Source organism: Bacteroides sp. ZJ-18 (assembly GCF_011038705.2).
Taxonomy (GTDB): Bacteria; Bacteroidota; Bacteroidia; order Bacteroidales; family Bacteroidaceae; genus Bacteroides; species Bacteroides hominis.
In genome coordinates this window covers 1,779,427-1,794,166 of record NZ_CP072198.1, presented here as the reverse complement: position 1 = coordinate 1,794,166, position 14,740 = coordinate 1,779,427, and the positions used below count along the sequence as shown (strand labels likewise).

At 41.6% G+C, this 14,740-nt stretch carries 15 protein-coding genes; 3 read left to right on the top strand and 12 right to left on the bottom strand.

Annotated features, from left to right (window positions below; translation table 11 throughout):
* Positions 1 to 140: 140 nt before the first annotated feature.
* Genes G7Y45_RS07150 through upgY form a run of 6 tightly spaced genes read right to left on the bottom strand, consistent with a single transcriptional unit; the run spans position 141 to position 4,469 of the window.
* Positions 141 to 566 (bottom strand): FdtA/QdtA family cupin domain-containing protein, encoded by a 426-nt coding sequence (locus G7Y45_RS07150; protein ID WP_032589217.1) that lies wholly within the window; start codon positions 564 to 566, stop codon positions 141 to 143.
* Positions 553 to 969 carry an FdtA/QdtA family cupin domain-containing protein gene (locus tag G7Y45_RS07145; protein ID WP_122296993.1) on the bottom strand — a complete coding sequence of 139 codons (417 nt, stop codon included), beginning with the start codon at positions 967 to 969 and terminating at the stop codon, positions 553 to 555. The genes G7Y45_RS07150 and G7Y45_RS07145 overlap by 14 nt, the downstream gene beginning before the upstream one ends.
* A gap of 41 nt (positions 970 to 1,010) precedes the next feature.
* Positions 1,011 to 2,069 carry a GDP-mannose 4,6-dehydratase gene (locus tag G7Y45_RS07140; RefSeq protein WP_122296992.1) on the bottom strand — a complete coding sequence of 353 codons (1,059 nt, stop codon included), beginning with the start codon at positions 2,067 to 2,069 and terminating at the stop codon, positions 1,011 to 1,013.
* Positions 2,070 to 2,077: 8 nt separating this feature from the next.
* Positions 2,078 to 3,397, bottom strand: a complete 1,320-nt coding sequence (locus G7Y45_RS07135) for a UDP binding domain-containing protein (protein WP_165016973.1) — start codon at positions 3,395 to 3,397, stop codon at positions 2,078 to 2,080.
* A 27-nt stretch (positions 3,398 to 3,424) separates the two neighbouring features.
* On the bottom strand, positions 3,425 to 3,913 hold the full coding sequence (locus G7Y45_RS07130) for a UpxZ family transcription anti-terminator antagonist (protein WP_165167634.1): 489 nt from the start codon (positions 3,911 to 3,913) through the stop codon (positions 3,425 to 3,427).
* A gap of 19 nt (positions 3,914 to 3,932) precedes the next feature.
* Positions 3,933 to 4,469 carry a capsular polysaccharide transcription antiterminator UpgY gene (gene upgY, locus G7Y45_RS07125; RefSeq protein WP_032531456.1) on the bottom strand — a complete coding sequence of 179 codons (537 nt, stop codon included), beginning with the start codon at positions 4,467 to 4,469 and terminating at the stop codon, positions 3,933 to 3,935.
* Positions 4,470 to 5,516: 1,047 nt separating this feature from the next.
* On the opposite strand from upgY, the gene G7Y45_RS07120 reads away from it, so the two are divergent.
* Both G7Y45_RS07120 and G7Y45_RS07115 read left to right on the top strand, forming a co-directional pair.
* Positions 5,517 to 5,864 carry an SH3 beta-barrel fold-containing protein gene (locus G7Y45_RS07120; RefSeq protein WP_165017950.1) on the top strand — a complete coding sequence of 116 codons (348 nt, stop codon included), beginning with the start codon at positions 5,517 to 5,519 and terminating at the stop codon, positions 5,862 to 5,864.
* A gap of 145 nt (positions 5,865 to 6,009) precedes the next feature.
* Entirely contained in the window at positions 6,010 to 6,882 is an 873-nt protein-coding gene (locus G7Y45_RS07115) for a DUF4373 domain-containing protein (RefSeq protein WP_165017947.1), read from the top strand.
* Between the two features lie 301 nt (positions 6,883 to 7,183).
* On the opposite strand, the gene G7Y45_RS07110 is transcribed toward G7Y45_RS07115, so the two are convergent.
* From G7Y45_RS07110 to G7Y45_RS07095, 4 genes are read right to left on the bottom strand one after another with little or no spacing between them, the layout of a single operon-like run.
* Complete coding sequence (locus G7Y45_RS07110) at positions 7,184 to 8,077, bottom strand: AraC family transcriptional regulator (RefSeq protein WP_022012232.1); 894 nt, start codon at positions 8,075 to 8,077, stop codon at positions 7,184 to 7,186.
* Between the two features lie 41 nt (positions 8,078 to 8,118).
* The gene (locus G7Y45_RS07105; protein WP_032531459.1) at positions 8,119 to 9,366 is read right to left on the bottom strand and encodes a mechanosensitive ion channel family protein; all 1,248 of its coding nucleotides are present in this window, start codon (positions 9,364 to 9,366) and stop codon (positions 8,119 to 8,121) included.
* A complete protein-coding gene (locus G7Y45_RS07100; protein ID WP_005810390.1) occupies positions 9,338 to 10,354 on the bottom strand; it encodes a DUF4435 domain-containing protein in 1,017 nt (338 codons plus the stop codon). Before G7Y45_RS07100 ends, G7Y45_RS07105 begins: the two co-directional genes overlap by 29 nt.
* A 21-nt stretch (positions 10,355 to 10,375) precedes the next feature.
* Complete coding sequence (locus G7Y45_RS07095; RefSeq protein ID WP_005810392.1) at positions 10,376 to 11,203, bottom strand: AAA family ATPase; 828 nt, start codon at positions 11,201 to 11,203, stop codon at positions 10,376 to 10,378.
* Positions 11,204 to 11,294: 91 nt separating this feature from the next.
* Here G7Y45_RS07095 and G7Y45_RS07090 point away from each other — a divergent pair, with 91 nt between their 5' ends.
* A complete protein-coding gene (locus tag G7Y45_RS07090; RefSeq protein WP_005775500.1) occupies positions 11,295 to 12,203 on the top strand; it encodes a DMT family transporter in 909 nt (302 codons plus the stop codon).
* Between the two features lie 109 nt (positions 12,204 to 12,312).
* Here G7Y45_RS07090 and meaB read toward each other — a convergent pair whose 3' ends face one another.
* Both meaB and G7Y45_RS07080 read right to left on the bottom strand, forming a co-directional pair.
* Positions 12,313 to 13,404, bottom strand: a complete 1,092-nt coding sequence (meaB, locus tag G7Y45_RS07085; RefSeq protein WP_032539570.1) for a methylmalonyl Co-A mutase-associated GTPase MeaB — start codon at positions 13,402 to 13,404, stop codon at positions 12,313 to 12,315.
* Positions 13,405 to 13,412: 8 nt separating this feature from the next.
* Positions 13,413 to 14,501 (bottom strand): DUF1573 domain-containing protein, encoded by a 1,089-nt coding sequence (locus G7Y45_RS07080; RefSeq protein ID WP_032539572.1) that lies wholly within the window; start codon positions 14,499 to 14,501, stop codon positions 13,413 to 13,415.
* Positions 14,502 to 14,740 lie beyond the last annotated feature (239 nt).

Genomic DNA, 14,740 nt, shown 5'->3' with positions numbered 1-14,740 from the left:
CTCTCCCTCCATAACTCTGTACAAAGTACGAATTGGTAATTCTAATTTACTAGCACTAGTATCAAGCTGTTTCATCTACCACTATCCTATACAATGTAGTTTTCAGATACTTATTTCTAAAGCAATATCACACTAATAATTTATAATTCAATATTTCTAAAAGTCAAAAAATCGTCATAAGATCTTATATAATCCTCTTTCAAATATACATCTGAAGCTAAGACCATACAAACGGCTCCAGAAGAAAAATCATCTAAATCTCTCCATATGCCAGGTTTTACATACAAACCTTGGTAAGGGCGGTTCAGAAAAAAGGAACGTTTTACTTTTCCATCATCTAAAGTAACTCGAAAAGAACCAGATGCAGCTATAATCAGTTGGCTCAAATCTTTATGAGCATGTGCACCACGCGATTCACCACCAGGAACGTCATAGAGGTAATATACTCGTTTCACATTAAATGGTAAAGTACTACCATTCTCAACAACAGACAAGTTTCCTTTGCGATCACTATGATGTCTGTCTAGCTCAATTATTGAACAATCAAAAGTCCTATATTTTTTCATCGTCTTTCAACTTTAAATATTCATCATAATGTCTAATATAATCTGTAGGATTATATTTAGTAGAAGCAAACTCTAAGGCTAAAGAATTGGTGGAAAAATTATCTATCTCCCGCCAAAGCCCTTTAGGTATATAAAGACCGTAATATGACCGATTAAGCATAAAGTTCTTACGTCGTTTGCCATCATCCACTATTACATTAAAGCTTCCTGAAAGAGCTATGATAAACTCCTCTGTATCTTTAAATGCATGACCACCACGACTCTCACCTCCAGGTACATCATATATCCAATAAGTTCTTTCAATCTCAAATGGGATATGATTGTTCTGCTCTACAAAAGAGAGATTTCCCCTTGCATCCAAAAACTTGGGCAGTTCTATAATTTTAGTATTATCAACAGTCACAATTATCTATTGTTAAGTATAATTAGTTATTATCTTTCTATCTAAGTATAAAACTCTTTATACCATTCAGCAAACTTACGCAAGCCTTCACGCAATGATGTGTGGGGTTTAAATCCGAAGTCGCGCTCAAGATTAGAAGTATCAGCATAAGTGATAGGTACATCACCTGGCTGCATGGGGACTAGCTGTTTGTGGGCTTCGAAGTCATAATCTTCGGAAAGAACTTTAGCACGAATAAGTTCCTCTTGAAGTATCTTTACAAAGTTGAGCAGGTTTTCAGGATTACTGTTGCCAATATTATATATAGCATACGGGGGCACGGGAAGGCCATCTTTGCCAACTTTGCGTTGCGGAGTTCCATGAATGATGCGTTGTATACCTTCTACAATGTCATCGACATAAGTGAAATCACGTTTACAGTTACCATAATTAAATATCTGAATGGTTTCTCCTTTTATTAGTTTATTGGTGAAATCGAAGTAAGCCATATCAGGTCGACCGGCAGGTCCATAAACAGTGAAGAAACGAAGTCCGGTGGAAGGTATGTTATAGAGCTTGCTATAGGCATGCGCCATCAATTCGTTGCTCTTTTTGGTAGCGGCATAAAGACTGACAGGATTATCGACCTTGTCGTCAGTAGAGTATGGCACCTTTTTGTTACTGCCATAAACGGAACTGGAAGAGGCATACACGAGATGTTGCACCCCCCTTTGTCCATTGTCAGAGCTATGACGGCAGGCCTCAAGAATATGATAGAAGCCGATAAGATTACTTTCAATATAGGCATCGGGATTGGTGATGCTGTAGCGTACACCAGCCTGTGCCGCAAGGTTGACCACCACATCAAAATGATAGTCAGCAAAAAGTCGGTCAATAAGAGCTTTGTCTGCAAGGTTTCCCTTGAAAAAAGTATATATATTCCCAGGACAGCGAACAGCAATCTGCTGCAAGCGATTCAAACGATATTCCTTAATACTAACATCATAATAATCATTCACGCTGTCTAAGCCTACAATCTGGATGGAGTTCTCGGTAGTGAGAAGCCGTTCCACCAAATTAGAACCTATAAAGCCGGCAGAGCCGGTCACTAATATGGTCATAAGGAAATTTAGTCTCTGCAAAAAATATCGCGGGTGAATACTTTGTCTGCCACATCATCTAAACAACCATCATAGCGATTAGCAATAATAGCATCGCTCATCTGTTTGAACTTAGCGAGGTCATTTACCACGGTACTACCAAAGAAAGAAGTACCGTCTTCGAGTGTTGGTTCATAGATAATAATCTGGGCACCCTTAGCCTTGATACGCTTCATAATACCTTGTATGGATGACTGACGGAAGTTATCGGAGTTGGATTTCATGGTGAGGCGAAAGACGCCTACAGTGACATCCTGCTCTTTCTGAGCATCCCATTGGCTGGAAGAGGTGTAATAACAGGCTTTTCGCAGTACTTGGTCAGCAATGAAATCCTTGCGGGTACGGTTGCTCTCTACAATGGCTGTGATCATACTCTGAGGTACATCGGCATAGTTGGCAAGCAACTGCTTAGTATCTTTGGGCAGACAGTAGCCACCGTAACCGAAGCTGGGATTGTTATAGTGAGTACCAATGCGCGGGTCAAGTCCTACACCTTCTATGATGGATTGTGCATCCAATCCTTTTACTTCGGCATAAGTATCGAGTTCATTAAAATAACTGACACGTAGCGCCAAATATGTGTTAGCAAAAAGTTTCACAGCTTCAGCCTCCTTGATACCCATAAAGAGAGTTGGAATACCCGCTTTTATAGCGCCTTCTTGTAATAAGGCAGCAAAGGTTTTAGCAGCTTGCTCAAGCATGGGTAGATTAGCGATAGTCCGGATAGCTTCGTTTTCTGCATCAAACTGATTACCATTCATCATTTTGGGAACCCCCACAATGATGCGGCTGGGATAGAGATTATCGTAAAGTGCCTTGCTCTCGCGAAGAAACTCGGGAGAGAAAAGCAAGTTAAGCTGCTTGACTCCTCGCTGTGCATACTTAACGTATAGACTGCGACAGTAGCCTACAGGTATGGTAGATTTGATGACCATTACAGCATCGGGATTGACACTGAGCACAAGATCGATGACATCCTCAATGTGGTGAGTGTCGAAGTAGTTCTTTACCGAATCATAGTTTGTAGGAGCAGCAATAACCACAAAGTCGGCTTTAGAGTATGCTGCGGTTCCATCAAGGGTCGCTGAGAGACGCAACGGTTTCTCGACCATATATTGTTCGATGTAATCATCTTGAATGGGAGAAATCTTATGATTGATTTTCTCTACTTTCTCAGGCAGTACATCGACTGCCACCACTTCGTGATGCTGTGCCAGCAAAGTGGCAATACTCATCCCGACATAACCGGTTCCGGCTACGGCAATTTTTATATTATTAAATTCGCGCATGAAAAAAATTAGGTTTAATAGTAATCTTTATTCTTCAACATACTCCCACGGATAAGGATTATCCACCACAGTCTGAAACTCGTTGATAGCCTCTTGCTGTTCAGTAGTAAGTGATACCGAATCCCAAGAAGCGATAATTGCACGGGCTTCGTCAGCCAAAGGCTCGTCGAATACCTCACCATAGCAGGCAGTAAGCAGGCGGAGCTTCAATAGCGAAGCGGGAAGAGTATCGAGGATATCCCAGCAACGATCCAATATCTTCTGGATATGTCCGCGCTTTTCTCCGTGGTCGATGAACGATGCGTTGTAGCCCATCAGGAGGGCGAGGCAGACAGAGGCCTGCTCTTCAACCGTAGAACCTTTGATACCGGAATTATACAATGTTGTGGTCAAGCGGTAAACTTCATTGTTACGGCGGGACAAGTCATCGCTGTAAATGGGACTCCCGTCCATGCCCAAATACATCAGGTCGTGCGCGGCACGCTGAAGGGAAGCTACTTCTTCGGAAAGAGTCATAATAAATTTGAATTATGAATTATTTGATTACTTCTATAAGATCAGGATGAATGGTGGCCATGGCAACTGCTATGACACCTTGTATAGCAATGACCACGCGACGATCCCGGGCGCCTTTCACTTTCAGGAAAACACCTTCCTGACCCTCGAAGTCACCACCCGTAATACGGACTTTGGTGCCTTTGGACAGGTTGAGTTCATCGGGTTGAAAGTATAGGAGATGGTCACTGTAGGTGCCGGCTACAGCGATGAAGCGCTGCATTTCATTGTCGGGGATAATTATCTTCTTGCCGCTACGGGTATCGGTGATATACTGTAAATAAGCAACCATAGACTTGACACGCTTCACTTCGGAAGGACAAGCATGAATAAAAATCAGATTGTGAATGATAGGAACCAAGACACGGACTTTTTTTCCTTTCTTCATACTTATCTTGTATTGCATGGGAACAAAACAGCCCAAGTTCTCTTTCGCAAGCAACCGCATAGCGTCAGTCTCCCGACGGTAGGTGGCACGCATAGCGAACCATATTTCAGTCTCTTTCTCCACTTCCATTATTCGATTATTTCAGAAAAGGACATTCTCCCGGGGCTTTGAACTTCTTTCACATACTTGAAATTCAATCACTTGCGAGTACTTTATGTAATATACGGCAAGCTTTGTACTCTCTTGCCACGGTTTCTTGCAGTTACTCATTACCTATCTGGTAAGAAACTATAGACGAACGAATTACACTAAAAAAACGTGTTTTTAAACGTTCGTTTATTTGAACTCTATTTTTGTATTCATTTTTTCATTATCAAAACATAAAAGCAGACAGATAAAAAAAAGATTTTTATTCATAGGTATCTATCTAACAATTAATATGTTAAAATAGAGAACCAAGAGTACAAATCATTTTTTTTATTAAACATTTTGCTATTATGAAAATACCCCTTATCTTTGCGTTCAAATAAACGAACGTCTTTTGAAACAACCCTATTTTATCAAGCTATTGCATTATAACCCAACAACTTACTACTCCAATAAAAATCAAACACCACATTTTATCCTGTATTTGCAAGTTTACTAAATTTTTCGTCCATACCTTTGCCATATTTTACACAAATAAAAATCACTAAAATTAAAAAGAGTATGAACTACGAAAACAAACAACAAGAAGAAAAAAAAGGAACTCAAAAAAAACAAAACAGACAACAAGCAAACATCTGACAATAAAAGCCTTAAGTCAAACAGGGGACGAAAAAAGGAGAAACCCATACAAGGGATTGTTTTGAAACACTACGAATGCTTAAAGCTACTAATCACACTCTATCAAAATGGAGCAATGGGTATAAAAAAGGAGACATCACAAATTGCGTTAGCCCGATATATAAATGACAAAAAACTATTAGGGAATATTCGAAACGGAATATTCATTCCATTGAAGCTCAGCACCATTCTAAAGGAAATAAACACCATCTGGAACGAAACATTACAAGATAAATCCATTGGCATAAAATAGACAAGAAAACACACCATGAATTATTATACTCCAACTTAATCGGCAAACACTCTACCTTCGAGCCGTAAACAATTTATAAACTTTAAAATCGTATATGTATGAAACGAAAAAAAAGGCCGGCATCACAAAGTGAAGCCATGAGACTAAAATGGGAAAGACGTATCGTCTTCGAAAAAGGATACACCGAATCGTGTGCGGAATGGATGGCGGAACGCCTGGAAGCGTTATTGGATCACATGCAATATGGACATGCGGCAGTGGCTTACCGAAAACAGAACGGGAGTTTCCAACTGGCGAAAGCAACACTGATTTATTACGAAGCGGAGTTCCATAGGGAATATGATCCCACAGAAGTAGAGGGGGCGGTGGTGTACTGGAATGTGGACGAACAGCGGTGGACGACGTTTCAAGTGGAGAATTTCATAGAGTGGAGGCCGGTGGTGTAAAAGCGGACACCGCAGATTACACGGATTTCCACAGATAATTATTCATCCTAACCGACGGATCGATTCTGATATTCTATGCGAATCTCGTGTAATCCGCAGTAAAAGTATTGCAAATAAAGCAAACAACTAATCTAAAAAAACAAATATGGCGACAACATACGACGGGATCAATTATTTTCCGGTGAGCGTAAACTTCATGGAAGAGAACGCAATGGAAGTGATAGAAGTAAAATATGGAATAAAAGGGTCGGCAATTGTGCTGAAACTGATGTGCAAGATTTACAAGGAGGGATACTACATACGGTGGGATGAAGAACAGTGCCTGATTTTCGCAAACAAGGCAGGGAGAGAGGTGCAAGCAGAAGAGGTGAAGAGAATCATCAAGATTCTGTTCATCAAAGGAATACTGGACGAAAACAGTTATCGGGAAAACGGAATACTGACTTCGGAAAGCATACAAAAGGTATGGCTGGAAGCTACGAAGCGAAGGAAAAGAGAACTGTCGGAGCTCCCCTATCTGATAGTAAAACCGGAAAAGGAAAACGGAAAACCCGATGCTCCTTCTACGCCACAGGAAACTCAGCAACCAGAGCTGTTCAAAGAGGAAAAAACACCTGTTAACCCGAAAAACGTAGTACATCATGTAGCCGTTGACGCAAAAAATGCATGCGATTCCGGACAAAGTAAAGTAAAGGAAAGTAAAGCAGAGGAAAGTAAAGAATTCCCCCCCTCAGCTCCCCCTGAAGGGGAGGGGGAAGAGCGGAAGGAGGATTCTGCTTATCTACAGATACCGGGATACGCCTTCAATACAATGACGCACAATTACTCGGGACTGATGGACACGCTAAAGAGATTGAGCGTTACCGACACCGGGGAAGTAAACTCCATACTCAGGCTGTCGGACTATGGAAGGAAGGGAACGACGGTATGGCGGCTGATTGCAAACACTTGCTGGAGCGATATCGGGGCCAAAGGAAGATACCTGATAGCGGCGCTAAACAAGGCGAAAAGAAGATAGCAGGGAGTGTCAGTCCCCGATTTGTAGTTGACAAAAAAACAAGTATACAGGCTTTTATCCCAAAAGGGATTCAGTGAAACAAAGAAGTAAAGAGTGTGCTTAACAAACTAAAACACAGTGTTTTTAAAGCACAAGATTTCTCTCGCCCAAAGCTTTGTTTTAACGCTACGTTAAAGCTTGTTCTTTAAATGCAAATAGCAAGTGTTTTAAATGCAGAAGGCTTGTTATTTGCACACAAGAATAAAATAACGGAGAAATGGCGTTAACAATGTTAATTGAGGGTAAGTATTCTCACATAAAATTATACCAGTTTCTTTTTCTTCCTGTAGTTTTCACGAAACTCTTTGGGTGAACATTCTTTCTTCTTCTTGAAAATCCGATTGAAATTAGAAAGATTATTAAACCCGCACTCATAACAGATTTCAGCAATGGACATAGTAGAATCAACCAGCAGGCGGGCAGCAAACCCCAAACGAATATCAATGATATAGTCCGAGAGGTTCTTGCCGGTACGCAATTTAAAGAAGCGACTGAAAGATACCGGAGTCATTCCTACCATATTGGCCAGCTGATTCAGGCGGATCTCTTCCTGATAATGGGCATTAATATATTCCTGCACCTTCTGTACGCGACGACTATCCGAATGAATGCCGATTTTAGCAAAAGAAGAACTTGACAACGTACGAGCCTCTTCGTTGAAAAGTGACAGTTCGTAAAGGATAGTCAGGAATTTGATAACAGCATAAAACCCCTGTTTCTCGGATGCCAGGGTATCGAGCAGAGGATAGATTTTCAGGATGGCCGACATCGGAAAACAAAGACCTTTCTGAGCTTTCTCAAGCATATCACGAATGGAATCGAACTGATTCTTATTGATAAAGCTTTTAAAAAAGAGATCGGAGGAAAACTGGATCGTTATTTCACGGATCTCTTTTGAATGGCAATCGTGCTGCTCCCATACATGTTCCAGGTCTTTTCCAGTAATCAGAACCAAATCATAATCACTGATCACTTCTGCCGAATCGCCGACAATGCGACGCACTCCGGCGGCTTTCTCCGTAAAGTTCAGCTCAAACTCGGCATGGTTGTGAATGGGATAGGTAAACTCCGTTTTGTACCGTTCGGCAATATAAAAACAATCCTTGTCAGACAACGGAGTGATCTCCCGGATAATGTTGCTTTGTAGTGCATTCATAGCTAATATAGTATTATTAGCTACAAATATAATACACTTTTTTAATTTCTTCTACTCCACTCCCTAAAATCTTCTCCCGTAGGATTCTGGAATACACGTAATCCGAATTCCGGAATAATGGCAAGCAGATGATCGAATACATCGGCCTGGATTCCTTCGTAAGGTACCCACTCTTTCACAGCAGAAAAAAAGTAAAGTTCAACCGGAATACCTTGTTCGGTGGGCTGAAGATAGCGTACCATGCAAGTGAGATTTTTATTCACGTCGGGAAGACTTTTCAGGTAGTTCGTCAAATAGGCGCGAAACACACCAAGATTGGTCTGGCGTCGCCCGTTGACCAAAATAGAGTTGTCTATGTGATGTTCTTTATTATACTCTTTCACCACCTTCTCGGTCTGCTCCACATAATCGGTCAACAATTGGATTTTCTTATATTTAGCCAGCATTTCGGGGGTACAGAATCTGACACTGTTCATATCGATATTGATAGAACGTTTCACACGCCGCCCACCGGACTCCTGCATACCCCGCCAATTCTGAAAAGAATCACTGACCAGCAGATAGGGAGGAATGGTAGTGATGGTATTGTCCCAATTGCGCACCTTCACTGTATTGAGCGTCACTTCAATCACCGTACCGTCGGCTCCGTATTTGGGCATAGCAATCCAGTCACCTACTTTCAGCATATTATTTGCAGAAAGTTGGATGCCGGACACAAATCCCATGATACTGTCTTTAAACACCAACATCAGGATGGCAGCCGAAGCACCAAGCCCGGTGAGCAACACCATCGGAGATTTATCTATCAATACACTGATAACAACAATTCCTCCAATGAAAAATAGTATCACTTGTGCTGTTTGCAACAAACCTTTCAATGGTCGATCACGAAACTGCTCTCGCTCACTGTATACATGATAAACAGCCGATAAAAATGCGCTGATAAAACGTAGAAAAACCGCAATGATATAAATCATGCAGATACGACGAATAAAATCGAGGGCACTTACATTTGGAATTGCCAAAGGAATCAACACATAAATAATGATGGGGGGGACAAGATGACTGAGATAAATCAGTACTTTACGGTCGAATACAATATCATCCCAGGTTGCCTTGGTCTTTTTCACTAATTTAGCAACCACTTTCAAAAGGATATGACGGCAAATAAGGTCAGCCAGAAAGGCAACACCGATAATCAGTATCAGTGTTATAATAGGACCTACTTCATTGCTGTTAAATCCCCAGGAAACGAATAAGTTATTTATCTTTTCGGTTATTTGTTCCATATAAAAACTCTTTAATATCTTCTTTCAACCATTGATAGAGGTATAAATCTTTGTATGCACTGTTTTTGCGGAGCATTACTTCCACATTCACCTGACTGTTCTGATAACAAGTCAGTTCGTTATGAAATTGTTCATTGTGTTCTGCCAACTTCTTGATTTCCTGTTCACGCTCGCGCCTTAAAGCCGTACAGACGGGAGTCAGCACTTTCATCACTACATTATCCATAATATGATGCCCTTGAACAAACAAATAAGTAGTATCAGGAAGTACTCCGAGCCTTTCAAGTTCGGCCGATAATCTGTCAATCTCTTCGAGCCCCTGCGGAAAGCGTGTAGACAATTCGGACAACTTAGCTGTAACCGAACGTCTCACCACTTCCAGAGAACGTTCCGGATGTCTCAGGCTAACATCGTGCAAGCGAACACAGCCATTAAACTCACTCATGGAAAACGTATAAGTATCATGGCGGCGATAAAACCAGACAGACCATAGGAAAAGCGGATAAACGATCCGGGAGTATCGCTTCATAAACTCGTTGAAATCAATGAGGTGACGGTCATTCAAAGTTGCCTGTACACAAACCTCATGCAGGCTGTCGGCGTAACAATGATAGTTCTCAATGGCATAGGCATAGGTTTGAAAAATATATTTGTTACGGTTAATCTTACGCGAGGTGGAGGTAGCTCCCTGCAACAGAAAGTCATAGTCGCTATCTACGCAAGCAATCAGGCTTTTCCCGAGCTCAGCGGTATTGAGAGTATTCATCAACACCATCTTCTTGCCTTTGGCCAACGATGTAGCGGAAGGAAGCATCACTTGAAAATAATGTTCTTCGTCCTCAAACTCTTCAAGCAGGGTACGCCAGAAAGCTACATCATCATAACTCTCAACATAAGCAACGATTCGGCGGCGTGCCTTTTTAGAGTACAGCTTATGGGCTGCACTGAAGTAGGAAGAGGTCAGATTATCTTTAAGACTAATTGCCATAGGTCGTGTTTGGGTTAAATGCTATTTATAACTGGTTGCAATATCACTGACTTCGGTTACTGCATCGAGCCATCCCTCCATGATGACTGCAGGCGAATGAGTGGTAAGTATAATCTGTACATTCGGATTCAGTTCACGGATCATCGCAATCAATCTTTGCTGCCATTCGATGTGCAATGAAGCTTCGGGTTCGTCCATAAACAAAACGCAATGGGCATTGTCCTGTACAAGTACGGTAAGCAGGATCACCAGCATCTGTTTCTCACCGGAAGAAAGCTTATAAGGAAACAGAAGTTCACCATCCTGATAAAAAGCAATATCATTGCGTTTACGGTCTATTTTTTTACGGGTATAGCTGAACAGTTCATCGACCATGTCTTGAAAACGGCGCTTGGCTACTGAAAGAGTAGCTGCTTTGCCGCGCTCTTCCTCGTTATTACTACTCAGCAGATCGATCATCTTATTGCCGATATTGACCTGGTAGTCAAGGTAGCGGCGTTGTAAGAGGTAAAGTTGCCAGTCGAGCTCGGATTTCACATTCTTATCTGCCATACGGGCTGTGAAGTCTCCCATAATAAGCGGACGATCGTAACTGCGGATCACGTCATACGGAATGTACGTAGCTTCCGGATTATCAAAAAAGACACGTACCCCGTTTTTTTCATCACTCTTTACTTCGCCTGATAACTGTTCAAGATAACCGACCGAGCGATTCAGGATAGTAGTTTTTCCTACTCCATTGATACCGGATAGTATATTGACATCCGGACGAAGGTCCCAGACTATGTTGAACCGGTCCCATAATCCGTTTATTTCAATTCGTTTGATATAATTGGCTGATAGTTCCATAAATGGTTGCATTTAAATTAAACAAATATAGAAAATTCAAACGATAAATTAGTTACTTTTGCATCAGTTTTCAATAAAGGTAACATTCGGTATGGAGATTGATAAGAATCTGAAAGGACATGCACTGGCATTTACGGCCAACGTGATGTGGGGATTAATGTCCCCTATCGGCAAATCGGCATTGACAGAGTTCTCGGCACTTTCGGTAACCACCTTTCGCATGGTAGGGGCGGCAGCAGCTTTCTGGATACTTTCCGCTTTCTGTAAACAAGAGCAGGTAGGACACCGTGACATGTTGAAAATTTTCTTCGCTTCTCTGTTCGCCCTTGTTTTCAATCAGGGAATATTTATATTCGGCCTGTCTCTCACTTCTCCGATAGACGCATCTATCGTAACAACGACTTCACCTATCATCACCATGATTGTGGCAGCTATCTATCTGAAAGAACCGGTTACAAACAAAAAGGTATTGGGAATTTTCATTGGAGCAATGGGAGCATTGATCTTGATTTTAAGCAGTCAGGCGACAAGTGCAGGAGGAGGAAGCATCTGGGGAGACTTACTTTGTATGATCGCCCAACTCAGCTTCTCTATCTACCTGACCGTATTCAAAGGATTATCCCAACGCTATTCGGCCATCACAATTAATAAGTGGATGTTTATTTATGCATCTATATGCTATATTCCTTTTTCTTATCAGGATATAGCGGGCATCGAGTGGAACAGTATTTCGACCGCTGCCATTTATCAGGTACTTTATGTGGTACTATGCGGAAGCTTCATTGCTTACATCTGCATCATGACTGCACAAAAACTGATGCGCCCTACAGTAGTAAGTATGTATAACTATGTGCAACCCATTGTTGCTTCCATAGCGGCGATCTTAATGGGAATCGGAAGCTTCGGCTGGGAAAAAGGAGTTGCGATTGCATTGGTATTTCTTGGAGTCTACTTTGTGACTCAAAGTAAATCGAAGGCAGATTTGGAAGGTGTGTCATAACTCACCACAGATTACACAGATTTACACAAAATGATTTTAATCTACTGACAACCAATAATAATTATCTGTGTAATCTGTGGTGAATACGAATTTTGACACCTCTTCATCGTTATTTCAGATCTTCGAAATAAGTATCGAGTAAGCTCTTGGCAGCAACAAAAGAGGTGAGATTTCCCTTGAGCACCTGTTGCTCCTTTTCTTGCAACATCGATTCAATCTTGGCATTGTGATAAAAGCTGTCACGTAACTGTTCATTGATGCTCTCATACATCCAGTATTTGCTTTGTTCGTTACGACGATATTCAAAATAGCCATTACCTTTCACAAAATCAATGTACTCGTACACCATATCCCATATTTCCTTTACTCCAAGATTATAGAATCCCGAATAAGTAAGTACACGCGGTGTCCATCCGGAATCCGGAGCCGGGAAAAGATGTAAAGCATTACGGAATTGCGCAGCCGCCAACTTGGCTTTGTCAATGTTATTGCCATCAGCTTTATTTATCACAATACCGTCAGCCATCTCCATAATCCCTCTTTTAATGCCCTGTAGTTCATCTCCCGTACCGGCCAACTGAATCAACAGGAAAAAATCGACCATTGAATGAACTGCCGTCTCACTTTGTCCCACTCCTACAGTCTCCACAAAGATCTTATCGAACCCTGCAGCTTCACATAGAATAATCGTTTCACGAGTCTTACGGGCCACTCCTCCCAACGAACCGGCAGAGGGACTGGGACGTATAAATGATTTAGGATGTACAGAAAGCTGCTCCATACGGGTTTTATCACCCAAAATACTTCCTTTGCTGCGTTCACTACTCGGATCAATAGCTAAAACAGCTAACTTACCTCCTTTTTCAAGAACGTGTAATCCAAAGACATCAATCGAAGTACTTTTACCGGCTCCCGGCACACCACTGATACCTACACGAATCGAATTACCGGAATAAGGCAGACATTTTTCAATGACCTCCTGTGCGGTAGCCTGATGTTCGGGACGCACACTTTCCACTAAAGTTACAGCCTGACTCAGAATCGTCACATCCCCTTTGACAATGCCCTCCACAAACTCATTAACCGACAACTGGCGTTTTTTTACTTTTCGCTTCAGATAGGGATTTACAGATGACGGTTGTTCAATGCCTGCATTCACAACCAAACCTTTATATGCTTCGTTATTTTCAGGATGTTCCATGGCAGATATTAATTATGTGATTCGTTACTCGTAGCTTTTACATCGATCTCCACTTTCGGCTGTACCGGATCATTGGTGATCATCAGAATTCGCAAGTGTCTCTTCTTCTTTCCAAGATTCTTTTTCAAGACAGTCACTCTCAGGCGGGTACTTTCGCCCGGCTGCAGTATAGTTTTCTTCAAAGCAACACCTACCGCAGGATTGAATACTTGCAGTTTACTGATCTGCAAAGGAGACTTACCTGTGTTAGTGATAACAATGTCATGTCGGGCTTTGTTTTTCTTAACCAAAACCCGGCTTAAATCAATCTTGGATTCGGACAGACGAATAGCAGGAGCTAAAGCTTTATCTTGCTCGGTCATTCCTGAAAAGTCAGGAAGAAGTATTGCTGACACGGGGATTTCATTTTCCTCACTCACTTTATCACCGGCAAAGCGAGCCAGATAAACAGAAGACTGAGTCAAACCTAAATCCATCAGTTGTTTGGTATCAAGTGTCAGGGTAATGGTTCCTTTCTTACCTTTCAAAAGGACGGTAGGATTAGTTTCCATTTTCAGATAAGGCGGAAGGTGCATCAATACAGGTTCGTATGGACGATCGGAAAGATTGACTACCCCCAACGTAATGACCGGTTTTTCTCCGCTGTGTACATCAGGAAAATCTATATCTGTACGGTCAATCCGGATTTGTCCGATTGCATAGGGATGGGTTTTAGTAAAATCCTTGATCTCCTGAACCACCTCTCCATCGAAGTTCAAATAAACCAAACCAGGCTGCGCATTGCTGTAAATGCCGATCGATTTATTGAAATGCCCCAACGCTTTTGCATCAAACGTAGCACCAACCGTTCCTTTTTCTCCGGGAGCAATCGGAGTTTTCGTCCAGTTAGCAACCGAACAGGCACAAGAGGTAGTAACATTAGTCAGTACCAAAGGTTTATCACCAGTATTGGTAATAGTATACTCTACAGAAACCGGACGCTTCCATTCAATCTGTCCGAAATGATGGGTCTCCTTATTAGAAGAGATACGAGGTTGAGCTACAGCCGATAAAGTAATAGTAAGTAAAGTAAATATGAAGAGTAAACTACGTTTCATTCGTTCCTATTTTATTATTGTTAGTTGTTTAAAGTACAAAAATAGGAGTTTTCGTCGAGAATCTGCCACTGATTACATATTTTTAAGCACAGGACATAGTGGCTTTACTCAAAAAAACAGGGGCTGCATCAAAACTCACCACAGAGGACACAGAGTAACACAGAGACGATTTTAGGTTGTTGATTATCAATAAAAAGACTCTATGATACTCTGTGTTACTCCGTGGTGAAAAAAATTTC